Annotated in this window: 27 protein-coding genes and 2 riboswitches; of the genes, 15 read left to right on the top strand and 12 right to left on the bottom strand. The window is 74.6% G+C overall.

Annotation, left to right across the window (positions count from 1 at the left end):
• Position 1 precedes the first annotated feature (1 nt).
• Positions 2–68, top strand: a riboswitch (guanidine-III (ykkC-III) riboswitch).
• A gap of 13 nt (positions 69–81) precedes the next feature.
• From BJP59_RS16970 to BJP59_RS16980, 3 genes are all read left to right on the top strand, one after another.
• Entirely contained in the window at positions 82–396 is a 315-nt protein-coding gene (locus BJP59_RS16970) for a DMT family transporter (RefSeq protein ID WP_021482216.1), read from the top strand.
• A 2-nt stretch (positions 397–398) separates the two neighbouring features.
• On the top strand, positions 399–812 hold the full coding sequence (locus BJP59_RS16975) for a DMT family transporter (protein WP_194521536.1): 414 nt from the start codon (positions 399–401) through the stop codon (positions 810–812).
• Between the two features lie 136 nt (positions 813–948).
• Positions 949–1,605, top strand: a complete 657-nt coding sequence (locus BJP59_RS16980; protein WP_194521537.1) for an ANTAR domain-containing protein — start codon at positions 949–951, stop codon at positions 1,603–1,605.
• Positions 1,606–1,702: 97 nt separating this feature from the next.
• Here the strand turns inward: BJP59_RS16980 and BJP59_RS16985 are convergent, their stop codons facing one another.
• Positions 1,703–3,832 carry a Cys-Gln thioester bond-forming surface protein gene (locus BJP59_RS16985; RefSeq protein ID WP_194521538.1) on the bottom strand — a complete coding sequence of 710 codons (2,130 nt, stop codon included), beginning with the start codon at positions 3,830–3,832 and terminating at the stop codon, positions 1,703–1,705.
• Between the two features lie 276 nt (positions 3,833–4,108).
• On the opposite strand from BJP59_RS16985, the gene BJP59_RS16990 reads away from it, so the two are divergent.
• The 7 genes from BJP59_RS16990 (at position 4,109) to BJP59_RS17020 (ending at position 9,079) form a co-directional block, all read left to right on the top strand.
• The gene (locus tag BJP59_RS16990; protein WP_194521539.1) at positions 4,109–5,086 is read left to right on the top strand and encodes a sensor histidine kinase; all 978 of its coding nucleotides are present in this window, start codon (positions 4,109–4,111) and stop codon (positions 5,084–5,086) included.
• Complete coding sequence (locus BJP59_RS16995) at positions 5,083–5,736, top strand: response regulator (protein WP_194521540.1); 654 nt, start codon at positions 5,083–5,085, stop codon at positions 5,734–5,736. The genes BJP59_RS16990 and BJP59_RS16995 overlap by 4 nt, the downstream gene beginning before the upstream one ends.
• A gap of 71 nt (positions 5,737–5,807) precedes the next feature.
• The gene (locus tag BJP59_RS17000; RefSeq protein ID WP_194521541.1) at positions 5,808–6,314 is read left to right on the top strand and encodes a hypothetical protein; all 507 of its coding nucleotides are present in this window, start codon (positions 5,808–5,810) and stop codon (positions 6,312–6,314) included.
• Positions 6,311–7,540 (top strand): NRAMP family divalent metal transporter, encoded by a 1,230-nt coding sequence (locus BJP59_RS17005; protein WP_194521542.1) that lies wholly within the window; start codon positions 6,311–6,313, stop codon positions 7,538–7,540. The genes BJP59_RS17000 and BJP59_RS17005 overlap by 4 nt, the downstream gene beginning before the upstream one ends.
• Positions 7,537–7,950: a hypothetical protein gene (locus BJP59_RS17010; RefSeq protein WP_194521543.1), complete on the top strand. Its 414-nt coding sequence runs from the start codon at positions 7,537–7,539 to the stop codon at positions 7,948–7,950. Before BJP59_RS17005 ends, BJP59_RS17010 begins: the two co-directional genes overlap by 4 nt.
• Positions 7,947–8,360 (top strand): PRC-barrel domain containing protein, encoded by a 414-nt coding sequence (locus tag BJP59_RS17015; protein WP_194521544.1) that lies wholly within the window; start codon positions 7,947–7,949, stop codon positions 8,358–8,360. The genes BJP59_RS17010 and BJP59_RS17015 overlap by 4 nt, the downstream gene beginning before the upstream one ends.
• Positions 8,361–8,473: 113 nt before the next feature.
• On the top strand, positions 8,474–9,079 hold the full coding sequence (locus BJP59_RS17020; RefSeq protein WP_194521545.1) for a flavodoxin family protein: 606 nt from the start codon (positions 8,474–8,476) through the stop codon (positions 9,077–9,079).
• A gap of 10 nt (positions 9,080–9,089) precedes the next feature.
• Here BJP59_RS17020 and BJP59_RS17025 read toward each other — a convergent pair whose 3' ends face one another.
• The 8 genes from BJP59_RS17025 to BJP59_RS17060 all read right to left on the bottom strand — a co-directional run bounded on the left by BJP59_RS17025 (position 9,090) and on the right by BJP59_RS17060 (position 15,742).
• The gene (locus tag BJP59_RS17025; RefSeq protein WP_034652607.1) at positions 9,090–9,410 is read right to left on the bottom strand and encodes an ArsR/SmtB family transcription factor; all 321 of its coding nucleotides are present in this window, start codon (positions 9,408–9,410) and stop codon (positions 9,090–9,092) included.
• Positions 9,407–9,892, bottom strand: coding sequence for an SRPBCC domain-containing protein (locus tag BJP59_RS17030; protein WP_194521546.1), 486 nt, complete (start codon positions 9,890–9,892; stop codon positions 9,407–9,409). The genes BJP59_RS17025 and BJP59_RS17030 overlap by 4 nt, the downstream gene beginning before the upstream one ends.
• Positions 9,893–9,991: 99 nt before the next feature.
• The gene (locus BJP59_RS17035) at positions 9,992–10,369 is read right to left on the bottom strand and encodes a fluoride efflux transporter FluC (protein WP_194521547.1); all 378 of its coding nucleotides are present in this window, start codon (positions 10,367–10,369) and stop codon (positions 9,992–9,994) included.
• Entirely contained in the window at positions 10,366–10,812 is a 447-nt protein-coding gene (locus BJP59_RS17040; protein WP_228485145.1) for a FluC/FEX family fluoride channel, read from the bottom strand. The genes BJP59_RS17035 and BJP59_RS17040 overlap by 4 nt, the downstream gene beginning before the upstream one ends.
• Complete coding sequence (locus tag BJP59_RS17045) at positions 10,800–11,360, bottom strand: universal stress protein (protein WP_194521548.1); 561 nt, start codon at positions 11,358–11,360, stop codon at positions 10,800–10,802. The genes BJP59_RS17040 and BJP59_RS17045 overlap by 13 nt, the downstream gene beginning before the upstream one ends.
• Positions 11,361–11,401: 41 nt before the next feature.
• Positions 11,402–11,476, bottom strand: a riboswitch (Fluoride riboswitch).
• 25 nt (positions 11,477–11,501) lie between these two features.
• On the bottom strand, positions 11,502–12,314 hold the full coding sequence (locus tag BJP59_RS17050) for a hypothetical protein (RefSeq protein ID WP_194521549.1): 813 nt from the start codon (positions 12,312–12,314) through the stop codon (positions 11,502–11,504).
• Positions 12,315–12,975: 661 nt separating this feature from the next.
• Complete coding sequence (locus tag BJP59_RS17055) at positions 12,976–14,247, bottom strand: arginine deiminase (RefSeq protein ID WP_194521550.1); 1,272 nt, start codon at positions 14,245–14,247, stop codon at positions 12,976–12,978.
• A 43-nt stretch (positions 14,248–14,290) separates the two neighbouring features.
• On the bottom strand, positions 14,291–15,742 hold the full coding sequence (locus tag BJP59_RS17060; RefSeq protein WP_085386982.1) for a basic amino acid/polyamine antiporter: 1,452 nt from the start codon (positions 15,740–15,742) through the stop codon (positions 14,291–14,293).
• 282 nt (positions 15,743–16,024) lie between these two features.
• On the opposite strand from BJP59_RS17060, the gene BJP59_RS17065 reads away from it, so the two are divergent.
• On the top strand, positions 16,025–16,456 hold the full coding sequence (locus BJP59_RS17065) for a hypothetical protein (protein ID WP_086150094.1): 432 nt from the start codon (positions 16,025–16,027) through the stop codon (positions 16,454–16,456).
• Between the two features lie 41 nt (positions 16,457–16,497).
• Here BJP59_RS17065 and BJP59_RS17070 read toward each other — a convergent pair whose 3' ends face one another.
• Positions 16,498–17,157: a GntR family transcriptional regulator gene (locus BJP59_RS17070; RefSeq protein ID WP_144722927.1), complete on the bottom strand. Its 660-nt coding sequence runs from the start codon at positions 17,155–17,157 to the stop codon at positions 16,498–16,500.
• A gap of 90 nt (positions 17,158–17,247) precedes the next feature.
• Between BJP59_RS17070 and BJP59_RS17075 the strand changes: the two genes are divergently transcribed.
• A complete protein-coding gene (locus BJP59_RS17075; RefSeq protein ID WP_194521551.1) occupies positions 17,248–18,336 on the top strand; it encodes a 3-keto-disaccharide hydrolase in 1,089 nt (362 codons plus the stop codon).
• Between the two features lie 13 nt (positions 18,337–18,349).
• Here BJP59_RS17075 and BJP59_RS17080 read toward each other — a convergent pair whose 3' ends face one another.
• Positions 18,350–21,772 (bottom strand): GH36-type glycosyl hydrolase domain-containing protein, encoded by a 3,423-nt coding sequence (locus BJP59_RS17080; protein WP_194521552.1) that lies wholly within the window; start codon positions 21,770–21,772, stop codon positions 18,350–18,352.
• Entirely contained in the window at positions 21,769–22,506 is a 738-nt protein-coding gene (locus tag BJP59_RS17085; protein ID WP_082774551.1) for a TetR/AcrR family transcriptional regulator, read from the bottom strand. The genes BJP59_RS17080 and BJP59_RS17085 overlap by 4 nt, the downstream gene beginning before the upstream one ends.
• Positions 22,507–22,647: 141 nt before the next feature.
• On the opposite strand from BJP59_RS17085, the gene BJP59_RS17090 reads away from it, so the two are divergent.
• From BJP59_RS17090 to BJP59_RS17100, 3 genes are read left to right on the top strand one after another with little or no spacing between them, the layout of a single operon-like run.
• On the top strand, positions 22,648–23,937 hold the full coding sequence (locus BJP59_RS17090) for an extracellular solute-binding protein (protein ID WP_061268126.1): 1,290 nt from the start codon (positions 22,648–22,650) through the stop codon (positions 23,935–23,937).
• Between the two features lie 15 nt (positions 23,938–23,952).
• A complete protein-coding gene (locus tag BJP59_RS17095; protein ID WP_021481814.1) occupies positions 23,953–24,876 on the top strand; it encodes a carbohydrate ABC transporter permease in 924 nt (307 codons plus the stop codon).
• Position 24,877: 1 nt separating this feature from the next.
• Positions 24,878–25,771 carry a carbohydrate ABC transporter permease gene (locus BJP59_RS17100; protein WP_061268125.1) on the top strand — a complete coding sequence of 298 codons (894 nt, stop codon included), beginning with the start codon at positions 24,878–24,880 and terminating at the stop codon, positions 25,769–25,771.
• Positions 25,772–25,785: the final 14 nt, after the last annotated feature.

The raw sequence follows: 25,785 nt of genomic DNA on the forward strand, positions 1-25,785 counted from the left end.
ACCAGAGTTGCGTCGAGGTAGCTCTGCGGACGAGGGAGCAGTACCCGCACGGACAAGACTGACTCAGAGGGGTTGCTTGTCATGGCTTGGCTCGTCCTGGTCCTCTCGGGCCTGCTCGAGGCGGTGTGGGCCACCGCGCTCGGAGCGTCGGAGAACTTCCGCCGCTGGCGCCCGACCGTCGTCTTCTTCGTCGCCATGTCGCTGAGCATGGTCGGTCTCGCCTGGGCGATGACCACGCTCCCCACCGGGACCGCGTACGCGGTGTGGGTCGGGATCGGCGCGACGCTGACCGTCGTCTGGGGCTTCGTCACGGGCAAGGAGCGCGCCACCGTGGCGCGCGTCGGCCTGCTCGTGCTGCTCGTGGGCTCCGTCATCGGGCTCAAGGCGGTGAGCTGACCGTGCCGTGGATCATCCTGCTCGTCAGCGCCGTCTTCGAGGCCGTCTGGGCGACGGCGCTCGGCAAGTCCGACGGGCTGTCCGTCCTCGGGCCCTCCGTCGTCTTCTTCGTCGCGCTCGCGCTGAGCATGCTCGGCCTCGGCTGGGCGACCAAGCACATCCCGATCGGCACCGCGTACGCGGTGTGGGTCGGGGTCGGCGCGGCGCTCACCGTCACCTACGCCATCCTCACGGGCGACGAGTCCGTGAGCGTGGGCAAGGTGGTCTTCATCGCCGGGATCATCGCGGCGGTGGTGGGCCTCAAGCTCGTGCCGTCGCGCCCGGGGCGGGCGGCCGAGAGGGCTTCCGGCACGGCGGCCGAGGCGGCGGCCGGCTCCGCGCAGACGACCGCGGGAACGGCCCCGGACCGCCCGTAGCGCGGCGTCGAACCGCTCCGCCGCGCCCCTGAGCACGCGATTCGTCGCCCGGGGGCGCGGTGCGGGAGCATGTGCGCCGGGGCGACGGGGTCATGCAGCGGCCCGGACGCCGCCCTCGAGGCCGCAAGGAGCAGACGTGAACGGTTCGGCCGACAGCACCGCCCTCTCGACGTGGGTGGCTTCTCCGGGAGCGGTCGCCGCCGGAGAGTTCCGGTACTACCCGGACGAGGACCGGTGGTGGTGGTCGGACCCGCTCGTCGAGCTGTTCGGCTACGCCCCCGGTGAGGTCGTCCCGACGACGGAGCTGCTCCTGTGGCACCACCGGGCGACGGGCAAGGACCGGCAGCAGACGCTCACCGCCATCGCGCGCGCGGTGTCCGGCGAGGCGCCGGTCCAGGTGCAGGTCATCCAGGACGCCCGCGGCAGGGAGCGCGCGGTCGTCGTGCTCGTGGACGTCGCCTGGACCGACCCGGCGGGCGTGCCCGTCGCCCGGGGCGTCGTGCTCGACGTGACGAGCGTCGTCGGCGTCGGCGCGCGGGTGCAGGCGAACGAGCAGATCGGCCTGTGGGCGCAGTCCCGCGCCGCGATCGAGCAGGCCAAGGGCATCATCGCGCTCGCCTACCGCGTCACCCCCGACGCCGCGTTCGCGTCGCTCCGCCGCTCGTCGAGCCTCGCCAACGTCAAGGTGCGCGACATCGCCGAGTCGATCGTCGCCGTCGCGCAGGACCTGCCGGCCGGGGCCGACCCGCGCCCGGCGCTCGACCGCGTGCTCGCCGGCGTCCAGGCCGCCTGACACCGACCTCCGGGCACGACGACACCTCGGCCCCGCACCGTGTCGGTGCGGGGCCGGGGCGTTCCAGGTCGGCGAGGTGATCGGAGCGTCGCCAGGCTCAGCGGGCGTCGGGCGACCGGCGGCGGCGGGAGGCCAGGACCAGGCCGGTGCCCGCCAGGACGATGAACGCACCGGCGGCAAGGACGCTCGCGTCCGTCCCCGTCGTCGCGAGAGCGTCGCGCTGGGCGGCCTGCTCGACGTCCGCGACCGGCTGCGCGCCCGTCAGCCCGAGGTTCGTCGGGTCGGTCGTGTCGGCCACCTCGACGAGCGTCCCCGTCGGGTCCGCGTAGACACCGTCGGTGGGGTCGACCGGCTGGACCGGGTCGGTGGGGTCGACCGGCTGGACCGGGTCGGTCGGGTCGACCGGCTGGACCGGGTCGACCGGGTCGGTCGGGTCGGTCGGGTCCGTCGGGTCCGTCGGGTCGGTCGGGTCCACCGGGTCGGTCGGGTCCACCGGCGCCTCCGGCTCGTCGGCGAGCGTCACGCCGATCCAGTCCCACGCGGTCGACGGGCGGTCGAGCTCACCGAGCCCGATGAACCAGTGCTGGAACGTCGACGGCGTCCAGAGCCCGGTCTCCGGGTCGACGGACCCCTCGCCGTGGTTGTTGTGGTCCCAGCCCGTGTAGAAGTGCGGGCTGCCCTGCTGCGTGCCCTGCGCCGAGCCCCAGAGCTGGAACTGCGGCAGGTCGGCGACGCTCGTCCCGGCCGGGACGCGGACGAACACCTTCTGGCCCGGCGTCACGCTGTCGACGACCCGGCCCTGGGCGTCCACGAGAACGACCCCGGCCGGCATGGGCGCGCCGTCCGCCGTGCGGAGCTCGACGTGCACGCTCCCGGAGCCCCCGACCAGCGAGGCCGTGAACCCGTAGTCGGTCGAGCCGTCGGCGTTGCGCACGAACCCGTTCGAGACGAAACCGGGCTGCGGCATGACGACGTTGGTCGTGAGCGCCTTCTCGATGAGCCACGCAGCGGTCTGGAGGGTCGCGCCGCGGTCGCTGGAGTAGCCGTTGCCCGAGGAGGCGAACTGCTCCTGCGCGAAGTCGCTCACGGTCACGTGGTTCGACGCGTCGACGTCGAAGAACAGGCCCATGACGTCGTGCCCGGTCGAGAAGTACCAGACCGCGAACTGCGTCGCCTCGTAGGCGGTGTAGTCGAGCCTCCGCTGCTCCTGCTCGTCGTACAGCGCGCGCACGTCGTCGACCGTGTACCAGCCCTGGTCGACGGAGTACTGGTACCAGCCCAGGAACTCCTCCCAGGGGGTGCCGACGGTCGTCACGCCCGCGCTGTCGAGCAGCGCCCGCGCGTCCGCGGCCCGGGCGGCCGCGTCGTTGCCCCCCTTGTAGCCGTTGACGAGGATCGTCTGCTGCGCGGACGTGTTCTGCCAGTGGATGCCGTCCGGGTCCGGGGCGACCGACTCGTCGCCGGACCACGCGTGGTACCAGTACCCGGCGATGTCGCGGTCGTAGACCATGTGCAGCGCGCCGTCGTCGTCCACGAGCGTGTGGTGGAGGATGTGGAGCTGCGGCTGGCCGTTCCACCCCGACCAGTCCTTGCCCGAGCCGCCCTCGGCCGGCTCGGTGAAGTACCAGTAGTCGCAGGGGTAGCCGTGGTAGTACCCGTCGTGCCAGTGCGGCTGGTACTCCGCGTCGGGGTACGCGGCCTGCGTCGCGCCGAGCAGGCCGACACCCAGCGCCGCCTGGAACGTCGCCGTCAGGTCGGACGTCGCGAGCTCCTCGGCCGGCGCCGCCTCGTCCGGCGCCGCGGCCTCCTCCGGCGCCTCGGCGGCGCCGTCCTCGACGACGGTCTCGGGCGCAGGCGAAACGGCGTCGTCCGTCGCGGGGGCCTGCGAGGGCGCAGCCTCCGTGGCGGGCTCGGTACCCTCCGGAGCGTCCTCGACGGCGGGCTCCTCCGGCGTGGGCGCCTCGGTGGCCGGCGCCTCGGGTGCGGACGCCTCGGGCGCCGGGGCGACGACCGGGTCGGTCGGTGCGGGCGCCTGGGCGGCGGGAGCCTCGGCGGGTGCTGACGCCTCGCTCGCGGCGGGAACCGTCGCCTGGGCCGTCTCGGGGGCCTCGGGAGCCGTCGCCTCGGGCGCGGACGCCTCGCCGTCGTCCGCGAACGCGGCGAGCGGGGCGCCCAGCAGGAGCGCGGCGGAGACGGCGGTCGTGGTGGCGGTGCGAAGAACCTTCATGGTGGAGCTCCTCTTGTCCTCGTGGCGGGTGTTTCCCGATGACTCCACGCTCCGCCCCGGGAGGGGTCCTCCGGCACGCCCGAACGGAGGCGACCGCTACCGCCGAAAGTCGACTCCTCGCGCTCGCGCCGCCGGGCCGGGACGGCGGCCGGTGGCTAGCCTGAGCGGCGTGGGGGTCCAGGTCACGCGGGCCGACGTCCTCGTCGCGGTCTCGAGCGCGGCCGCCGGGGCGCTCCTCGTCGTGCTGCGGGCGTCGTCCGGCCTGGGCTGGGCGACGTGGGGGCGGAGACCGCCGCCCAGCTGGTGGCGTCCGGCGTGCTCCTGGCTCGGCGGCGGCACCCGATCGCCGTCCTGGGCGCGTGCGTCGCGCTGTCGTTCGTCTCCCCCGCCGTCGCGACGCTCGCCGCTCTCTACGCCGTGGGGACCGAGGTCCGCTCCGCACGCACCAGCGGGGCCGCGGTGCTCGGCGTCGTCGTCGCGACCTGGCCGGTCTGGCGCACGACGGCGGAGGGCTCGGGGCCGACGACGCTCTGGGTCGCGACGGTCATGGCCCTCTTCGCGTACCTCGCCGGGCGTGCGGAGCGCGCGCGCGCCGAGGCCGACCGTCGGGCGGCGACAGCCTCCGAGGAGGCCGCCCGGGCCGCCGAGCGGGCCCGGCTCGCGCGCGAGCTGCACGACGTCGTCTCGCACCGCGTGAGCTACGCCGTCGTCGAGGCCGAGGTGCTCGCGACCACCACGCGCGACGACGAGGTCCGCCGGGTCGCGGACGAGATCGGGGCGAGCGGCCGGGCCGCCCTCGCGGAGATGCGGCAGGTGCTCGGCGCGCTCACCGCGGCCGGTCCTGCCACCACCGCCCCATCCCGGGCGCCGGACGGCGACGAGGTCGAGACCCTCGTCGCCGAGGCCCGCTCGGCGGGCCAACCCGTCGAGGCGCACGTCGCGGTGCGGCCGTCGTCGCCGCCCGACCTCGTCGACCGGACCGTCGTGCGCGTCGTCGGCGAAGGGCTGACGAACGCCGTCCGGCACGCGCCGGGCGCGCGCACGGTCGTGTCGGTGACCCCCGTGCCCGACGGCGTCGCGGTCGCCGTGGCCAACGACCCGCCCGCCCGTCCCCCGACCGGGCTGACGACCGGCGGCTTCGGCCTCGCGGGCCTGCGCGAGCGCGTCGACCTCCTGGGCGGCACGCTGGAGGCCGGTCCCACCCCCGCGGGCGGCTATCGTCTCCGCGCCACGCTCCCCAGGAGGACAGCATGATCCGCGTGGTCGTCGTCGACGACGAGGCGCTCCTGCGCGCCGGGATCGTGCGGCTCGTGGACACCGCGCCCGACCTCGACGTGGTCGGCGAGGGCGGCGACGGCGCACGGGCCGTCGAGCTCGCCCGCGAGCTCGACCCGGACGCCCTGCTCCTCGACATGCAGATGCCCGTCATGGACGGGCTCGACGCGCTCCTCGCGATCCACCGGGAGCGGCCACGCACCGCGGTCGTGGTCCTGACGAGCTTCCTCGCAGACGAGTACGTCCTCCCCGCGCTGCGAGCCGGTGCCGCGGGCTACCTGCTCAAGGACTCGACGCCGGAGGAGCTCCACCACGGCATCCGCGCCGCGGTCGCCGGCGACTCGATCCTGTCCCCCGCGGTCGCCCGGCACCTGCTCGCGGCCGCAGGAGGCGACGGGACCGCGCGCCGCGCCGACGCGCGCCGCCGTCTCGCGCGCCTGGCGCCGCAGGAGCAGGAGGTCGTCGCCGCGCTCGCGGGCGGGCTGTCCAACGCCGAGATCGGGCGCCGCCTGTTCCTCGCGGAGTCGACGGTCAAGGCGTACCTCGCGCACGCGATGACCAAGCTCGGCACGACGAACCGCACCCAGACCGCGATCCTCGCCCACGAGGCAGGCCTCGCCGGGGAGTGACGTCCGGGGCTGCGGTCACACCCGAGGCCGCCGGGGTGCGGGCCTCCGCGAGCAGCGGCACCATCGCTGACGTGGGACGTCGTGCGCGCATCACCCGGTCCGGGGCCGCGCTCGGGCTGCTGCTCGGGCTCGCGCTCGGCACGACGGCGGGCTGCACGGCGAGCCGGCAGGAGCCGGGCCAGGCGACCGCCGCCGTCGCCGACGCGGTCGCGCAGGCCGGGTCGGCGGTCGAGACGACGCGGCTCACCGTGCGCCTGCTCGACACCGACCGCGTGACGACGCCCGTCGCGGACGCCGCGGTGCTCGACCAGGTCCGGGTGCTCGAGGAGTCCACGACCGCCCTGACCACTCTGGTACCGCCGGACGACGTCTCGTCCGCGCAGCGCGACGCGGGCCTCGCGGCCGTCGCCGACGCGACGGCCGAGGTCGTCACCGCGCGCGCGTGGGTCGCACGGGAGGCGAGCGGCGACCTGTCGGCCGCCGGGGCGGTGCCGCTCACGGCGTCCGAGCTCCAGGCCGACCTCGCGCGCGCGGCCGACGACCTCGACACGGTGCTCGCCCTGGCGGGTGGCGCGTGAAGCAGCTGCTCGGTGTCGCGCTCGGCATCCTCACGGCGATCGGCGGGTTCGTCGACATCGGCGACCTCGTCACGAACGCCGTCGTGGGCTCGCGGTTCGGCCTGTCGCTCGTGTGGGTCGTGGTCGTGGGCGTCGTCGGGATCTGCCTGTTCGCGTCGATGTCGGGCCGCGTCGCGGCGGTGAGCGGGCGCGCGACGTTCGAGATCATCCGCGAGCGCCTCGGCCCACGGGCGGCGGGCGCGAACCTGGCGGCGTCGTTCGCGATCAACCTCCTCACGCTCACCGCGGAGATCGGCGGCATCGCGCTCGCGCTGCACCTCGCGAGCAGCGTCGAGCCGCGCCTGTGGATGCCGGTCGCGGCGCTCGCCGTCTGGCTCGTGCTGTGGCGCGTGAAGTTCCAGGTGATGGAGAACGTCGCGGGCCTGCTCGGGCTGCTGCTCGTGGGGTTCGGGGTGGCGCTGTTCCTGCTGGGACCGGACTGGGGCGAGCTGCTGCGCCAGGCGGTGCCGCCGTCACCCCCGGAGACGGAGCACGTCGCGACCTACTGGTACTACGCCGTCGCGCTCTTCGGCGCCGCGATGACGCCCTACGAGGTGTTCTTCTTCTCCTCCGGTGCCGTCGAGGAGGGCTGGACCGCGAAGGACCTCGCGCAGAACCGCGTCAACGTGCTCGTCGGGTTCCCGCTCGGCGGGCTCCTGTCGGTGGCGATCGCGGCGTGCGCGGCCGTCGTGCTGCTGCCCACGGGCATCGAGGTGTCGTCGCTGTCGCAGATCGTGCTGCCCGTCGCCGAGGCCGGGGGGACGCTGCTGCTCGCCGTGGTGATCGTCGGGATCGTCGCGGCGACGTTCGGCGCCGCGCTCGAGACGGCGCTGTCGAGCGGGTACACGCTCGCGCAGTACCTCGGCTGGTCGTGGGGGAAGTTCCGCCGCCCCGCGCGCGCCGCGCGCTTCCACCTGACGATGGTCGTCGCGCTGCTGCTCGCGGTGGCGATCCTCATGACGAGCGTCGACCCGGTGGCGGTCACCGAGATGTCCGTCGTGTTCTCCGCGGTCGCGCTGCCCCTCACGTACGTGCCGATCCTCCTCGTGGCCAACGACCCGGAGTACATGGGCGAGCACGTCAACGGACGCGTGACCAACGCGCTCGGCATGGTCTACCTGGTGATCGTCGTCGTCGCGGCGGTGGCGGCGATCCCCCTGATGATCGCGACGGGAGCAGGGTCATGAGCCGGGACGCCACCCCGCCGACGGGGGTGCGCGTCGTGGACGCGCGCCTGCACCTGCTGAGCCGTCAGGTGCTCGACGTCGACGGCGAGCCGGTCACGACCGTCGACGACCTGGAGCTCGTCGCCTCCCCCGCCGCGGACGACGGCCCGCGGGACGCGGTGCCCGGAGAGCCGGCGGAGGTCGGCGCGGTCCTCACCGGGCCGGTGCTCGTGACGCGCCTCCTCGGCGGCCGCCCGCCCGCGTCGCGCTGGGAGCGCGTGCCGTGGTCCGACGTCGGGCACGTGGGCACGGCGCTCGAGCTCACCGTCCGCGCGGACTCGCTCGACCTGCACTGGACCGAGGACTGGCTGCGCGAGCACGTGGTCGGCCGCATCCCGGGCGGCCGACACGACCCCGAGGAGGAGTCGTGATCCTCGGCGACCTGCTCGACGCGCGCGTCCTCGGGCCCGGCGGGGAGGACCTGGGGTTCCTCGTCGACGTGCGCCTCGCGCTCGACACGCTGCCCGACGACGGCCCGCCCGCGGGCGGGGCCGACCCCGACGACGCGCACCCCGAGGACCGCGCGCTCAGCGAGCAGGTGCGACGGCGCAGCCGCGTCGGGCGCGCGCGGGTCGTCGGGATCCTCGTGAGCCCACGGACCGGGACGTCGTTCCTCGGGTACGAGCGCACGGACGTCACGGCGCCGTGGCCGGTGCCGCAGCTCGTGCGGCGCCGGCACCGCGGCACGTTCCTCGTGCCGTGGGACGACGTCGCCGCCGCCGGGCAGGGCGAGGTCCGGCTCGCGCGCGGATACCGGCGCCAGGACGCCGCCCTCCCCTGACGACGCCGCGCGTTGCGAGCGACGCGCGGCCCCGTGACGCTGGACGGGACGGTGGAGCCAGCCGCCGCCGGCCGTCCCGGGCGGCACGACCGCCCGGCGCCACGGGAGGACCCATGAAGGCGCTGTTCGTCAGCTGCACGCTCAAGAGCTCTCCGGAGCCGTCCAACACCGAGGCGCTCGGGCGCGTGGTCGCCGAGGCGCTCCAGGACCGGGGGGTAGAGGTCGAGCACGTCCGGCTCGTCGACCTCGCCGTGCCGCCCGGGGTCGTCACCGACATGGGGGAGGGCGACGAGTGGCCGCGCGTGCACGAGCGGCTGGTCGCGTCGGAGATCCTCGTGGTCCTCACGCCCACGTGGCTCGGGCGCCCGTCGTCGCTCGCCCAGCGCATGCTCGAGCGCATGGACGCGATGATCTCCGAGGAGGGGCCCGACGGGATACCGGTCGCGTACAACCGCGTCGCGGGGGTCGTGGTGACGGGCAACGAGGACGGCGCGCACCACGTCATCTCGGAGGTGAGCGGCGCCCTCGCGGACATCGGCTACACGATCCCGGGGCAGGCGTGGACCTACTGGAACCAGGGCCCGGGGCCCGGCCCGGACTACGTCCAGACCGGCCACGGGCACGAGTGGGCGCGCGAGACCGGGCGCCTCATGGCGCACAACCTGCACGCCGTCGCGTCGGCGCTCGCGGCGCACCCCGTCCCCGCTCCCGGCTCCTGACCGACGACCGCTACGCCTCCGCGATCCGCTTGATCGCCGCGAGCCGGCGGTCCCACGCCGCGCCGATGGCCTCGAGGGCGCGCGCGGTCTCGCCGAGCCGCGTCCCGACGGCCCGGTGCCGGACCTCGCGCCCGACGCGCACCGACTCGACGAGCCCGACCTCCGCGAGCACGGCGAGGTGCTTCGCGATGGCCTGCCGGCTCACGGGGAGCCGCTCGGCGAGCGCGGACGCCGAGAGGTCCGCGCTGCCGAGCTCCTGGAGGATCCGCCACCGGGTGTCGTCCGCGAGCGCGGAGAACACGGGGGCGAGCTCCGTCGCCGCTGCGCTCACGCGTGCCCGCCCTCGGCCGCGAGAGCGCCCTCGAGGAGCTCGACGAGCTCGTCGAGCTCGCTCGTCCACCCCTGCCGGTGGCTCTCGAGCAGCTCCTCGGGGTCGGCGGTGCGCTCGAACCCGGTCTCGACGACGCGCAGGACGGTCGTCGGGCCCTGGGGCTCGAGCGTGAAGCGCGCGACGGTCGACGTCGTCTCGTCCAGGGGCTGCCCTACCGGCGTCCCCCACCGGAAGGCGAACGTCGTCGTGGGGTCGTACTCCTCGATCCGCACCTGGACGTCGGGGACGTCGGGCCAGCTGAACACGCCCTCGCCGCCGACGCGCAGGTCGGGCAGGGAGGTGCGCTGACCGAACCAGCGGCTGATGAGGTCCTCCTGGGTGAGCGCCGCCCAGACGCTGGCGGCCGGGGCGTCGATCGTCACGGTGCGGGAGACGGTGTACGACGCCGGGTCGACGACGGCCGGCTCGTTGGTGGTGGTCATGATGCGTCCTCTCCGTGGGGAAGGTCTCGCTGTGCAACTCCACAGTTGCACAGCGCCGGATCGAGCGCAACCCTCGGGTTGCACCGGGCCCGCGACGCGTCACCCGCCCCCGAGCGCGATCCCCGCGACGGCGGCCACGAGGCACACGAGCAGCATCCCCAGCGCGTGCACGACCGCGACCGCGCCGCGGCCCGCGAGCAGGAGCCGCGCCCCCTCGACCGACGCCGTCGAGAACGTGGAGTACCCGCCGAGGAACCCGACGCCGAGCACCGCCACGACGTCCCCCCGGCCCGGGTGCGTCGCCCCCCACCCCGTGAGCAGCCCCAGCAGGAAGCACGCCGTCACGTTGACCACGAGCGTGCCGAGCGGCGTCGACCAGCGGTTGTGCCGCGCGACCACCGTGTCGAGGAGGAACCGGGACGCCGCGCCGAGACCGCCCGCGACGGCGACGAGCAGCAGGTCGGGGACCCCCGTCACCGCGCGCCACCGCCCCGGGCGACGCGCCGCCGTCGGGCCGCGGCCGCGAGCGCGACGCCGCCCACCGCCGCCGCGACCCCGAGCGCGACGCTCCCCAGCGCGTAGGCCGCGCCGAGGGCGGCGTGCCCGCCGCTCGCGAGGCGCTCGACCTCGACGACGAACGTCGAGTACGTCGTGAAGCCCCCGAGCACGCCCGTGCCGCACCCCAGCCGGACGGCCCGGCGCCGACCCGAGTCGGGGCCCGCGCGCAGCAGCGTCTCCAGCAGCGCGCCGAGCACGAACGAGCCGACGAGGTTGATCCAGAACGTCGTCCACGGCCACGCGCCCGGCACGGGCGCGAACGCCTGCTCGAGCAGCGCGCGCGCCGTCGTGCCGACCGCTCCCCCGGCCGCGACGAGGCCCGCGAGCGCGAGCAGCGGGGCCCGGCGCGTCACCTCTCCCACGGGGTGCGGATCTCCTTCCAGTCCACGACGGCGAGCGGGACCGTGAGCACGGGACGGTGCTGGTGGTGGGCCAGGTGCACCGCGACCGACCCCTCGACGAGCTCGCGCACGTGCGCGAGCGAGCCCGGCGCGCGCGACCCGACGACGATCACCGCCGCGTCGACGGCGCGCGCGAGGTGGGTCAGCGCGCGGTCGGGCCGCCCCGCGAGGTAGCGCAGCTCCCACGGCACGCGTGCTCCCGCGAGCTCCGCGCCGACCTCGGCGCGCAGGCGCTCGGCGGTGCCCTGCCAGGCGTCGTCGGCGGAGTCCGGGTCGAGGGGCGCGTGCGTCACGGACCCGTCCGGGTGCTCCTCGACCACGGCGCGCGACGCGTCGGCGTACGCCGCGACGAGCCGGGACCCGGCGGCGTCCGCCCAGGCCGCCGCCGTGCGGACGACGAGCGGGTCACCGCCCGGGACGACGCCCACCACCACGGCGTGCCCCGCGAACGGGACCATCCGGTCGAGCGCGGGCTGGGGCACCGGCCTCGCGTGCGGCCGTGCTCTCATGCGGCCTCCTCCCGCGGGCAGCGTCCTGCCCGCCGACGTGCGACGAGTCAGGAACCATCAGCCCTGGTGGCGGTTCGGGCGGCTGCGCCCCGGCGGGATCCATCACCGCTCCCCAGCGTAGCCAGCGCCGGGACGGTCCGCTCAGCCGGCCTTGGGCTTCGCGAACTTCTTCTCGTCGAACGACTTCGCCAGCTCGTGGTCGGTGACGACGAACCCGACCGCCTGCGCGACCGGGAGCACCTGGTCGCGCTCCAGGCCGTCGTCGATCCCGAGCCGGTACATGATCACGACGGTGCCCGTGCTCAGCATGACCGACGGCGCGTCCCCGTCGTCGAGGATCGCGTACGAGCCCTGGAACCCGGGCTGCGGGACGGCCGCGGCGAGGGTCGGGTGGGCCGGGCCCGTCGTGTCGGCCAGGGGGTCGCCCTCCGGCGCGTCGTTGAACGCCGCGGCGGCACGCTCGGCCTCCTCCTTCGAGCCGACGTCCAGCACGACGACGTCGAGCGCGACGGTCGGGCCGTCGTCGGACACGACGCGCGCCTCGAACCCCGCCTGGCACGAGCCCGCGAGGGCCTGGATCGCGGGGATCGCGGGGACGTCGTCGCACGCGAAGTCCCGCCGCGCCACGAGGGCGATGCGGTCGTCGTTGACGAGGTAGTCGTTGTCGGAGAAGTACGCCCACGACATCGGCGCGAGCTCGGGGCCCTTCTCCGGGTCCATCTCCGCGCCAGCGCGGTACTCCTGCGCGAGCCACGGCTCGTCGTCCGTGACGTCGGTGTCCGCAGGGTCCTCGGTCTCCTCCGGCTCCGGCTCCGTCGGCGCGTCCGACGTCGCGGGCGCCTGCTCGGCCGTGGTCGGCCCGGGGTCGGGCGCGGCGTCGTCGCGCAGCCCGAGCCACACGCCGAGGGCGCCCGCGACGAGCCCGAACGCGCCCACCCCGGCGAGCACCGGCACGAGCCACGGGCGACGGCCGCGGCCCGGCGGCGTCGCGTACGGGGAGAAGCCGTACGGGTCCGACGGCGGCGCGGTCGCCGTCGGGACGACCGTCGCGTCGTCGGGCGCGCCGTAGCCCGGGCCCGACGGTGCCCCGTACGGCGCGGACGGGCTGCCGTACGGAGCCGTGGGGTGGGTGCCGTGCGGCGGGGCGCCGTAGGGCGCGCCGGGCGCGCCCGTGTACGCCCCGGGCGGCGGCGCGGTGTGCCCGGACGGCGGGGGTGCGGTGTGGCCCGACGACGTCGCGGCGGGCGGCCACGTCGCGCCGGTCTCCGCGGGGGCCAGGTCGCGCCCGTGTCCGCCGGCGGGATCGTCGCGTGCGGGTCCGGGCCGCGGTACCCCTGCGGCGCGGGCGGCGCCCCGCGCTGCCCGTACGGGTCCGTGCCGTACGGGACCTGGGCGTGGGGCTGCCCCGGTCCGGGCGGGGCGGCGGGGGCGGCGTCCCGCCCGGGGTCGCGGCGCCGTCGTCCCCGTACCGCCGCGGCGGCCGCATGACGGTCTGGTCGTCGACCGGCTCGTACGGCTCGGTGGGGTCGGACATCGGGCGGGTCCTCTCGTCGTGGGCGGCTCGTGCAGGGTATCCCGGGAGCCGCGCCGCGCCGGTGGTCCGCCGAGCGGCGTCTCAGTCGAGCGGGTCGCGCGCGATGGGGCACGTCATGCAGTGCCCGCCGCCCCGGCCGCGCCCGAGCTCCGCCCCGACGATCGTCACGACCTCGACGCCCGCGCGCCGCAGCGCCGCGTTGGTCAGGGTGTTGCGGTCGTAGGTGACGACGACGCCCGGCTCGATGGCGACGGCGTTGTTCCCCGAGTCCCACTGCTGTCGCTCGGACGCGTACGCGTCGCCCGCCGTCTCCACGACGCGCAGCGCGGGCAGGCCCAGGGCGCGCGCCACCACGTCGACGAAGGGCGTGTCGCCCTCGTCGGTGATCTCGACGCCCGGCGCACGGTCCGACGGCCGCAGCGTGAAGGTGTGGATGCCGTCGACGATCGCCGGGTGCACCGTGACGAGGTCGCGGTCCGCGAACGTGAACACGGTGTCGAGGTGCATCGCCGCGCGCAGCCGCGGCATGCCCGCGACGACGACCTGCTCCGCCGCGCCCGCGTCGAACAGCGCCTTCGCGAGCTGCGAGATCGCCTGGCGCGACGTGCGCTCGCTCATCCCGACGAGCACCGCGCCGTTGCCCACCGGCATGACGTCGCCGCCCTCCAGCGTGGCCTGGCCCCAGTCCTGCTCCGGGTCGCCCCACCACACCGTCGACTCCCGGTACTCGGGGTGGAACGCGTAGACCGCCTTCATGAGGAGCGTCTCCTCCTGGCGCGCCGGCCAGTACAGCGGGTTGAGCGTCAGCCCGCCGTAGATCCAGCACGTGGTGTCGCGCGTGTACAGGGTGTTGGGCAGCGGCGGGAGCAGGTACTCGAACCCGCCCGTCGACTCGCGCGCGAGGTCCACGTAGCCGGTGCGGTAGTCGTCGGGCAGGTCGGTCGTCGCGAGGCCGCCGACGAGGAACCGCGCGAGCTCGCGCTCGCTCAGCGAGTCGAGGTAGGCCCGCGTGCCCTCGACGAGCCCCAGGCCCACCTGGTTCGGCACGACCTTGCGGTCGAGCACCCACGCCCGCGCCTCAGGGATCGCGAGCGTCTGCGCGAGGAGGTCGTGCAGCTCGACCACCTCGACGCCCCGGTTCGTCAGCTTGTTGACGAAGTCGAGGTGGTCGCGCTGGGCGGCCTCCACCCACATGACGTCGTCGAAGAGGAGGTCGTCGGAGTTCGTCGGGGTCAGCCGCTCGTGCGCGAGCCCCGGTGCGCAGACGAGGACCTTGCGCAGGCGCCCCACCTCCGAGTGGACGCCGTGCTGCGCGGGCGGGACGGTGGACGGGACGGCGGACGCGACGCTCATGGGTGCTCCCTCTCGGTGGTGCGGTCGGTACGGTCCGGTGGTCTCACAGCGACACCCACCCCGCCGCGAGCCCGACGACGGCGAGCACCGCGAGCGCCACGACGACGCCGAGCAGCGCGAGCTCCGCGGGCCCGAACGCCCGCCGCCCCTGCTCGCGGCGCGTCATGACGAAGAGGACGGTGACGGGCGCGTAGAAGACGAACGCGAGCAGCGCCAGGTCGAGCCCGGCCGCGAAGAGCAGGAACGCGGTGTACGCCGACGCGAGGACCGCCACGACGAGGTCGCCCGTCAGGGTGCGGGCCGGGGCGCCGTCGTACGTCTCACGCGTGAGCCGCAGCCGCAGCGCGTAGAGCGCGGCCAGCAGGAACGGGATGAGGGTCATCGACGCGGTGAGGTCGAGCGCGAAGTCGAACGCGTCGTCGGAGAAGTACGTGACGACGAGGACCACCTGCGAGAGCGCCGTGCTGAGCAGCAGCGCGTTCACCGGGACGTCCTCCCGGCGCGTGCGGGTGAGGAACCGCGGCATGTCGCGGTCCTTGGCCGCGACGAACAGGACCTCCGCCGCCATGAGGGTCCACGCGAGGTAGGCGCCGAGAACCGAGACGATCAGCCCGACGCCCACGAAGACGCTCCCCCACGGCCCGACCGCGGCCTCCAGCACGCCCGCCATCGACGGCTGGCGCAGCTCCGCGATCTCGGCCATCGGCAGGATCCCGTAGGACACGATCGTCACCGACGCGAAGATCGCGAGCACGCTCGTGAACCCGAGGATCGTCGCCCGGCCCACGTCCTCGCGACGGCGCGCGTGCCGCGAGTAGACGCTCGCGCCCTCGACCCCGAGGAAGACGAACACGGTGACGAGCATGGTGTCGCGCACCTGGTCGAACAGCGACCCGGTGTACGAGGCGCCGTGGAGGTTCTCCGCGAAGACCGCGGGGTCGAATGCGAGCACGGCGAGCAGGACGAAGACGAGGATGGGCACGAGCTTGGCGATCGTGACGATCCGGTTGATCGCCGTCGCCTCCCGGATCCCCTGCCGCACGAGCGCGAAGAAGAGCCACAGCCCGACCGACGAGAGCACGAGCGCGAGCACCGTGTCCCCCGCGCCCAGGGCGGGGACCCACGCCCCGAGCGTCGACATGATGAGCACCCAGTACGTCACGTTGCCCACGCACGCGCTCGCCCAGTACCCGGCGGCGGCGTAGAAGCCCGTGAACTCCCCGAAGCCCGCCTTCGCGTACGCGTAGACCCCGGCGTCGAGCCCGGGCTTGCGGACCGCGAGCCGCTGGAAGACGAGGGCGAGCGTGAACATGCCCGCGCCCGCGACGACCCACGCCACGAGCGCGCCCGCGACCCCGGTCTCCTGCGCGAAGCGGCGCGGGAGCGAGAAGACGCCCGCCCCGACCATGGACCCCACGACCATCGCCGTGAGCGTGAGCACGGTGACCTTCGTGGTGCCGGACGTCGTGCCCTGCGCCGTGCCCTCAGCGGTCATGCCCCACGCCCCTCGCGCTCGCGTGCCGGCCCGCGCCGAGCGGCTCGGCGGCGCCGTGCTGACCCGGTCGATGATGGCAGCGTCGCGGTCGGGCCGCGCGTCGGGTGACGGGGTCCCCCGCGCGACCTACCCCGGGCGCCGTAGCGCCGCCCGATCTCCTCCTCAGGGTGGACACGCGCGCGCGATCGGTACGCGTACGCTGCCCGTGGGTCGCCGGACACGGCAGGGGGGAACTGCTCGACCGACGAGTGACCGACCGTCGTCCGACCCACCTCACCGCACATGAACATGCTCACCTGGACCGCCGTCGACCACCGGACCTGGCGTGCCCGCAGCGCCTCGCGCGAGTACGTCGTCCGGCGCGACGACACCGGCACCTGGACCCTCGACGGCCCCGGCCGCACGTGGGGCGCGCTGCCGAGCCTCGAGATCGCCCAGGAGGTCGCCGCGCTCGCCGACGAGGTCCACCACGACGACGACCGGATGACGAGCTATCGCGTCGTCACCGCCACCGGTGCGCGGCGCGGCGAGCCGTTCGGCGCCGAGACGGACGAGGACGCGCTCGACGTGCTCCGGGCCCGGCGCCGGGCCGGCAACCTCCCGCTCGCACCGTTCCGCCTGGAGACCTCCGACGGCCGCCTGGTCGGCGCGTGGGACAAGGCCGTCCAGATCCCGGCCCGGTCGGTCGGCGACGGGACGTCCGGGCCGGTCTGACGCGCCGGTCTGACGCGCCGGTCTGACGCGCGGTCTGACGCTCAGGCCCGCGACGCGGCGCGGCGCGCCGCGAGAGCGGCCCGCCGCCGTCGGCTGCTCTCGACGTGCGCCGCGGCGAGCTCCGCGGCCCGGTCGCCGTCCCGGGCACGCACCGCGTCGAACAGCGCCACGTGCTCGTCGGTGACGTCGGCGAGGTCGTCGTGCTGCGACAGGGCCCAGCGCATCCGGCTGCGGATGCCCTGCATCATGTCGTCGAGCAGCCGGTTGCCCGCGAGCGCCGTGACGATCTCGTGGAAGTCGGCGGCCGAGCGGCGCGACCCCACGGGGTCGGCCGCGCGCGCGCCCTCCTGCTCGCGGTCGAGCGCCGCGCGCAGGCGCTCCAGCCCCGCCGGCTCGTGGCGCTCGGCGGCGAGGCGGAAGGCGAGCGGCTCGAGCACGGTGCGGACCTCGTCCAGGTCGGCGAGGTCGGCGTCGGTGAACGCCCGCACGACGGCCCACGTGTGCGGGCGCAGCGCGACGAGCCCCTCCCCCTCCAGGACCTTGAGCGCGTCGCGCACGGGGATGCGGCTCACGCCGAACCCGGCGGCGAGGTCGCGCTCGACGAGGCGCGAGCCGGGCTCGCGCACGCCGTCGAGGATCTCGTCCCGCAGCCGGGACGCGACCCGCGCGGACTCCAGCACTCGCTCCTCGGCTCCGGCCACGCGTCGATTCTCGCACCGGCCCGGGTGCCGTTGAGAGCCCGCGCGGACCGTGCGAGGGTGGACGGGACCGCGTCGAACGAGGGAGTTCCGATGACGAGCACCACCCGTACCCCCGCCCGCGCGACCCAGGGCAGGGTGCGCCGCGCCCGGCTCGCCGGGGCGACGGCCCTCGCCGCGGGGATCGCGCTCGCGGCGCCCGCCGCGGCGGTCGTGCCCACCGCGGCACCCGCCGACGACGGCTACGAGGTGATCCTCGACGGCACCCCGGAGTCGTTCGACGCGTGGGAGTACGCGGGCGACGGCGGGTTCGACCGTCTCGACGACGGCACGGTGCGCAGCCGCGCCGGAGCAGGCGGCGGGTTCGGGACCCTCTGGTACCCGGTGCGCCAGTACGGCGACTTCTCGATGGTGGTCGAGCTCCGCGACGACGCCCCCGGCGACGCGCGCGCGAACAGCGGGATCCAGGTGCGGTTCCCCGACCTGTCAGGTCCGGTCGAGGGCTGCCCGACGACGTTCAACGGCAACGAGACGGGCAACCTGTCGTGGATCGCGGTCAACTGCGGCCACGAGATCCAGGTCAACGACTCCCCCGAGGGCGGCTCGAACGACCCGCGCAAGACGGGCTCGGTCTACGGGTTCGCCGACCTCGGCCTCGACGAGGCCCGGCCCACCGCCAAGGGCACGTGGAACGAGCTGGAGGTGCGCGTCGTCGGGCAGCACTACACGGTGATCCGCGACGGCGTGGTCATCAACGAGTACGAGAACCTGCCGGGCGTGCCGTTCCCCGACCGTCCGCTCGACCCCGACTCGAGCTCGCGCGGGCTCGTCGGGTACGTCGGCCTCCAGGCGCACGGCTCCGCGCCGGACGTCGTGTCGTTCCGCGAGGTGCGGGTCCGCGAGCTGCCGCCCGTCCACGTCGAGGCCGACGCGCGGTGCCTCGGCGGGACGGCGCACGTCGCCGTCCGCGCCGAGAACGTCGGGAGCGACCCGCTCGACGTCACGCTCGGCACGCCCGCCGGCGAGCGCACGTTCGACGCCGTGGCGCCGGGGCGCAACGCGTACCGGTCGTTCAGCGCCCGTGCGGCGTCGGTCGACGCGGGGACCGCGACGCTCACGGTCCCCGGCGCCGACGGCCCCGTGGTCGTCGAGACGCCGTACGAGGGCGTCGACTGCACCTGACCGGCGGCCGGGCCTACGACCCGGCGGGCACCGTGACCTCGACGTGCGCGGCGTCCCCGAGGTCGCGCGTCGCGACGACGACGCCGCGCTGCCGGTAGTCGCCGGTGCGCGCGGTCATCGGCACGGGCGCGAGCGCGTCCGGGCCGCTCCCGGCGCGCACCTGCACGCCGTCCCCGGTCGCCGTGACGCGGTAGGCCACGCGGCGCGTGCGGCCGCCGAGGTCCAGGTCGACGGCGAGGCCGTCCGCCGCCGCGGGCAGCACCGGGTCGACGACGATCTCCCCGCCGCGCTCGGTCAGCCCGAGGACGCCCTGGACGAGCTGGCGCAGGTAGATGCCGGGGCCGCTGGAGTACACGCGCCACCCGCCGCGCACCCCGACGCTGCCGTCGCGGAGCCCGTCGAAGTCGCGCGCGAAGCTCTCGCGGTCGGGGAAGTCCGCGTCGCTCGACGAGAAGTAGGCGTTGCGCTGGCGCGGGGCGGCGTGCGCGAGGCGCCGGCCGAGGTCGACCGGGCTGATGCGCAGCAGCTCGTCGAGCGCGCGGCCGCGGCCCAGGGCCGCGAGCGCCTCGACGTAGCGGATGTGCGCGTGCACGTACATCAGCCCGATCTCGCGGCCGACGTTCGCGGCCTGCTCGGCGCGCAGGAACGTGTGCGGCACGCCCTCGTCGAACGCGGCCGGGTGGTCCATGAGGCGCACGCCGTCGGGGAAGTGCAGGTGCTCCAGCACGAGGCGCTCGTGGTCCGCGGCCTCCTCGGGCGTGAGGATGCCCGCGATGATCGACTGTGTCATGGGGATGAGGCGGTACCGCATCCCGGAGACGGTGTCCGACGGGTGGATGACGAGCTCGTCGCCGTCGGCGCCGTGGCGCACGTACCCGGCGAGGACGCCGTCCACGAGGGCGCGCTCGCGCAGGTCTGCGCGGACCTCCGCCGCGAGCGCGCCCGCGCGCCCGGAGAGCGCGGCGAGGTCGTCGCGGCCGGCGGTCGTGCGGGCGAGCAGCTCCGCGGCCTGCACGAGCAGCGCGGAGGTCCACGTCGACGCCAGGTCGGTGCGCATCCGCGGGTCGGCGGGCTGCAGCGTGTCGTCCCAGTCGCCCTCGCCGTAGGCGGGCAGGGCGGTGCCGGGCAGGCGGTCGCGGTCGAGGTGGTCGAGCAGGCGGGCCACGTGGTCGCGGACCGTCGCCGCGGCGTCGGGCCCCGAGGCGGCCGGGCGGCGCTGCTCGTGGTCCCAGAACGGGACGTGCTCGTCGAGCACGGCGAGGTCGCCGCTCGCCTCCAGGTACTGGGCGAGCGCGAACAGCGGCCACACGACGACGTCGCCGTGCGAGGAGTCGTTGTACCGCTCCGCGTAGGCGTCGAACATGAACCACTGCGGGAACTCGCCCCACGTGTGCTGGTGGGCCAGGACGCGCAGCACGATCTCGCGCGCCACGTCGTGGCGCCCGCCCGCGAGCGCGAGCTCGAACGGGCCCTGGCACACGTCGCGCGTGCCCCACGCCGCGCCCGAGTACTGCTCCAGGCCGTGCGGCACGAGGAAGTGGATCAGCGCGTCGTGCGCGTACCAGGGCACGAGGAGGTCGAGCTCCTGCGTCTCGACCGTCGCGTGCGGCGCGAACCGCAGCCCGCGCACGACGCCACGGACGGTCTCGACGTGGCGCGCGAGGGTCGCGTCGGCGTCCGCCAGGGGGTCGAGCGCACCCGCGAGGAGCCCGAGCGCGGCGTCGGTCCCGCGCAGCGAGCCGGTGAGGGCGAGCGTGAGCGACCCGGTGCCGGTCGTGCTCGTGAGGCGGCGGGTCGTGCCGGACGCGGCGCCCCCGGCGCCGGTCTCGGAACCGTCCTCCTCGATGACGAGCCGCGCGGACGACGCCAGGGCGTACCGCAGGTCCGGGTAGTGCGCGTCGACGTCGCCGCCCGGCACGGGCCGCACCACGACGGCGTCGCCCGGGGCCGCGGGGACGTGCTCGGCGAGCCAGCCGCCGGCCTCGTCCTCGAGCTCGAGGGTCGCGGTGACGTGCAGCGGACGCTCGCAGCGCACGGCGACGTCGATGCGGTTCTCGCCGTCGTGCGCGACGGTCCGCACGTCGACCCGCCCGAGCGGCGTCTCGTAGAGCCATCGGACGCCGCCGACGTCGAGCATGAGCGCGGACGGCAGGCCGAGGAGCCGGGGCCCGCGGCCGTCGTCGACGAGCACGCGCAGGCCGCTGCTGCGCATCAGGTTGAGGTGGTGGCGGTGCACGGTCGCGAGGCGGTTCGCCGTGGTGTTGCCGAGCACGACGTGCGACGCGAAGACGCCGGGCGCGAACGCCGTCGTGGAGAGGACGTCGTCCGTGGGCAGCACGTCGTCGCCCGCCTTGAGCACGTGCCCGTGCGAGCGCTCGGTCACGGTGTCCTTGCGCGCGTCGACGACGTGCGTCCCCGTCGCGGTGAAGAACGACAGGAGCGTGCCGTCGGCGTCGCGCTCGGGCAGGAGCACGTCGTCGGCGGCGAGGCCGACGGCGGCGAGCAGCCCGGCCTCGTCGAGCTCCTCGCCCGCGAGGAGCGGCGCGTCGCGCAGCACGGAGGCGGAGGGCGTGAATCGCGCGGTCGGGCGGTCGGCGGCCGCGGCGGCGACCGCGGCGGCGGCCCAGCCGGACACCTCGTCGAGGTGGGCCGCGAGCGGCCCGGGCGCGTCGGCGTCGACCACGGTCACGGCGTGCACGACCGCGGTCCCGGTCGAGAGGTCGAGCGGGTGCGAGACGAGCGTCGGCATCGCGTACTCGTACTGGAGCACGCCCTGCTGCACGGGCCCGAGCAGGCCGTGCGGCAGCCCGTCGCGCCGCGAGCGCGCGGTGAAGACCTGGAGCGAGTCCGTGAGGTGCGCGGCGGCGCCCTCGACGAGGAACGCGACCGCGAGCGGGAGGCGCGGCTGCGCGGACATGGTCTGCCGGCTGACGAGCACGGTCCCGGCGTCGGGGTGCTCGAGCGCGCGGTGCAGCAGGTACTGGCACACGTACGGCTCGCTCGACAGCGCCGCCGCGGGCGGCGCGAGCGCGAGGTCCTGCGCGTGCACGACGTCGTAGCGCGTCCCGTCGTCCGTCGCGGGGCCGGCCGTGAGGTCGACGCGCCAGACGAGCGCGCGCCCGTCGAGCGTCAGCGCGACGCGCGTGGCGAGCCCGAGCGCGGCGCCGGACCAGACGACGCGGTCGGCGCCGACCTCGACCGCCGTGACGGCGGGGGCCGAGCCGGTGAGGCGCGCGACCTCGACCGTGCCGTCCGGGCGCGTGGCGCGCAGCAGGATGCCGCCGGGCATGCGGTCGTGCTCGCCCGGCAGGTACTGGTTCACGAGAAGGCCGTCCGTGCTGACGGCGCGCACGTCGCCGCCGCCGCTGAGCTCGACGGTCAGTCCGCTCGAGGTGAGCGTGGCGCGGGCGGGGGTCTCGGTCGCGGTGAGGGTCACGCGGTCTCCTGCTCGGTGGTGCGGGGCTCGGGTGCTGCGGGCGACGTGCCGTCGGGGCGCAGCAGCGCGAGGAACTGGTCGAAGAGGGCGACCATGTCGACGTTGTCGGGGTCGAGCAGCCACTGGAGCTGCAGGCCGTCCATGACGGCGGAGAAGAGCTGGCCGATCGCGGCCGGGTCGACCTCGGGGCGCAGCTCGCCCCGAGCGACGGCGTCCTGGAAGCGAGTGTCGTCCTGGTGGCGCAGCGCGCGGTAGCGGTCGCGGACGACGTCGTGCGCGGGGTGGGTCGCGTCGGTCGCCTCGGCGGCGACCACCACGTGGAGGGACACGAGGCCGGGCGTCTCGGCGTTGCGGCGCACCTGGTCGCGGATAGTCGTCAGCAGGTCGGCGCCGGCGGCCTCGTCCTCGCCGCGGCGCACCCGGTCGCGCCGGTCGCGCTCCTCCAGGGTCGCCGTGAGGAGACCGGCCTTGCTGCCGAAGTGGTGCAGCAGCCCGGCCTCGGAGATGCCCACGCGGGCCGCGATCTCGCGCAGCGAGCTCCCGCGGAAGCCCTGCTCGCCGAACACCTCGACCGCCGTGCGGAGGATCTCGCGGCGGCGCTGCTCGCCGCGGACGATGCGGCGGTCGGGGAGGCCCGCCGCCGTCGTGCCGCGAGCGCCCGTCGCGGTCGTCGTCCCCGGGCCCCCGGCCGTCCCCGTCGTGGCGCCGCCACCTGCGGGGTCGCTCTCGTTCATCACCGTCTCCTTCGGCAGGTCTGTCGGCGCCAACGGTACGGCCTGGACGCCCCGGTTGAAAATACTAACCGAGCGCACGCTAAGGTAGTTTCCACAGCGGCTCACACGGACGAGCCGACTGCTCGACGAGGAGGATTGCTCATGAAGCTCGGACGCAAGGCGGTCGCCATCGGCGTCGTCGGACTCCTGGCCCTGACCGCGTGCGGTCGCGCGGACGACGACTCCACGGGTGGTGAGACCAGCGCCGGATCCACCACGACGGTGGACGACGCGCCCGCGGAGGGTGACATCACGATCTGGGCGATGGGTGAGGAGGGCGAGAAGCTGCCCGACTTCGTCCAGGGCTTCACGGAGGAGAACCCCGACGCGAACGTCGAGGTCACCACGATCCCGTGGGCCGACGTCATGACGAAGTTCCAGACCGCCGTCGCCGCGGGCACCGTGCCCGACGCGATCATGATCGGCTCGTCCTTCATGCCGACGATGGTCGCGACCGGCGGCCTCGCCCCCGTCCCCGAGGGCCTCGTCGACAACGACGACTTCGTCGAGGGCGCCGCCGCCTCGACCGTCGCCGACGGCGTCGCGTACGGCGTGCCGTGGTACGTCGAGACGCGCGTCCTGTACTACCGCTCCGACCTCGCCAAGGCCGCGGGCGTCGAGGCTCCCACCAGCTGGGAGGAGCTCACCGCGTTCGCGGAGGCCATGAAGGCCAACGGCTCGACCTACGGCCTCCAGCTCCCGATGGGCGACGCCGAGGACTCGACGCAGGTCATCCTGCCGTTCTACTCGCAGGCCGGCGGCTCCGTCCTCAACGAGGCCGGCGACGGGTTCGACCTCGACAACCAGGCCATGGTCGACGCGCTCGACTACTACGCGTCCTTCTTCACCGAGGGCCTGTCGCCGCTGTCCGGCTACGGCGACTCGCAGAACAGCGCGTTCGTCGACGGCTCCGACCCGGCGTTCATCTCCGGCCCGTGGATGGTCAACGTGCTCGCCGACCTCCAGGGCGAGGACTGGGTCGAGCAGAACGTGGCCACCGTGCCCGTGCCCGCCGGCTCCGCCAACAACGACTCCTACATCGGCGGCGCGCACCTCGGCGTCTTCGCCGAGGCCAAGAACGCCGACGGCGCCTGGAAGCTGATCCGCTGGCTCTCCGAGCCCGAGACGCAGCAGGCGTGGTTCGACGCGACGAGCGACCTGCCCGCGCTGAACAGCGCGTGGGACTACGAGGCGCTCACCTCGAACCCCCGCACCCAGGTGCTCCAGGAGCAGCTCGAGAACACGATCGCCCCGCCGACCGTCCCGAGCTGGGACGAGCTCTCGGCCACCATCGAGACCGAGGCCGAGAAGGTCGCGAACGGTCAGGTGACCTCCGAGGACGCGGCGAAGGCCATCCAGGCCAAGGCCGACACGCTCGGGCTCGGCTGGTAACAGGGCCCGTCAGTCATGACCACCACCACCGAGGGACGGCGCCGGCGTACGGCCGGCGCCGTCCACCGGCGACGGCAAGCGCTCGTCGCCTGGCTGTTCGCGCTCCCGTTCGTCGCGGTCTTCACGGTCTTCATGCTGGGGCCGCTGCTCGCGTCGTTCGGGATGTCGTTCTCGGACCTCACGATCCGTGACATCAAGACCCCGTTCGCGGTGAACTTCGTCGGGATCGAGAACTTCACCGGCGTCTTCCAGGACGAGCTGTTCCGCAAGGCGCTGGTCAACACCTTCTACTTCGTCCTCGTCGGCATCCCGCTGACGATGGTGCTCGGCCTCGCCCTGGCCGTCGCGCTCAACTCGGGCATCGAGAAGTTCCGCAGCGTCTTCCGCGTCGGCTTCTACACGCCCGTCGTGACGTCGATCGTCGCCGTGGCGGTCGTCTGGCGGTTCATCCTCCAGGACTCGGGCCTCGTCAACACCGTGCTCGGCTGGGTCGGGATCGACGGTCCCGACTGGCTCAACGACAGCACGTGGGCGATGCCGTCGATCATCCTCATGGCCGCGTGGCGCAACATGGGCACGCTCATGATCATCTTCCTGGCCGGCCTGCAGGCGATCCCGCGCGACGTCTACGAGGCGGCCGAGGTCGACGGCGCCGGCTCGTGGCGGCGCTTCCGCTCCATCACGGTCCCGCTGATGCGCCCGACGCTGCTGCTCGGCGCGGTGCTGCTGTCGGTCGGCTTCCTCCAGGTGTTCGAGGAGCCCTTCGTCATGACCAAGGGCGGCCCGGTCAACTCGACGCTGACCATCAGCTACTACGTCTACAACCAGTTCGGGTACGGCAACTACGCGTTCGCCTCCGCAGCCGCGTACGTGCTCTTCGCGCTGATCGCCGCCCTCGCCGCCGTCCAGTTCCGCCTGCTGCGGTCGAAGGAGGATTGACATGACCGTCACGTCCTCGCGGACCCCCTCCGCGACGTCGGCCCCCCAGGACGCGCCGCGCCGTCGGCCACGACGCCCGATCCGCTGGTCGCGCGGCGCCACGTACACCGCGCTCGTCGTCGGGCTGCTCCTGACGCTCATGCCGTTCATCTGGATGGCGCTCGGCAGCTTCAAGACGCAGGGCGAGCTCCTGCAGCGGCCCATCACCTGGTGGCCCGAGAACCCGACGCTCGACAACTACGAGCGGTGGCTGTCCCAGCTCAACTACGGGCAGTACTTCACCAACTCGATCGTCGTCGCCGTCGCCGTGGTGCTCGGCAACATCGTCTTCTGCTCGATGGTCGGCTACGCCCTCGCGAAGATGCAGTTCCCCGGCAAGAAGGTGCTGTTCGCGCTCGTCATGCTCACGCTCATGGTCCCGGGCGTCGTCACGCTCGTGCCGATGTTCGTGCTCGTGTCCAACATGGGGCTCGTCAACACCTACCCGGCGCTCATCCTGCCGTTCCTCGCCGGCCCGCTCGGCGTGTTCCTCATGCGGCAGTTCATGCTCGGCATCCCGGACGCGCTCATCGAGGCCGCCCGGATCGACGGCGCGGGCGAGTTCCGGGTCTTCTTCCGGATCGTGCTCCCCCAGTGCGGGCCGCCGCTCGCGACGCTGAGCATCCTCACGTTCCTCGGGTCGTGGAACAACTTCCTGTGGCCCCTGGTCGTCGCGCAGACGGAGAACATGTACACCCTCCCCGTCGCGCTCTCGCTGTACTCGGTCGGCTCGAACGGCACCTACTACGGCCTGCTCATGGCCGGGTCCGTGCTCGTCGTGACGCCGATCCTCATCCTGTTCCTGTTCCTGCAGCGCTACTTCGTGCAGGGCATCGCCATGACCGGCATCAAGTGACCGGCGACCGACGA

The sequence above is a fragment of the Cellulosimicrobium sp. JZ28 genome (assembly GCF_015327065.1).
GTDB classification, from domain to species: domain Bacteria; phylum Actinomycetota; class Actinomycetes; order Actinomycetales; family Cellulomonadaceae; genus Cellulosimicrobium; species Cellulosimicrobium funkei.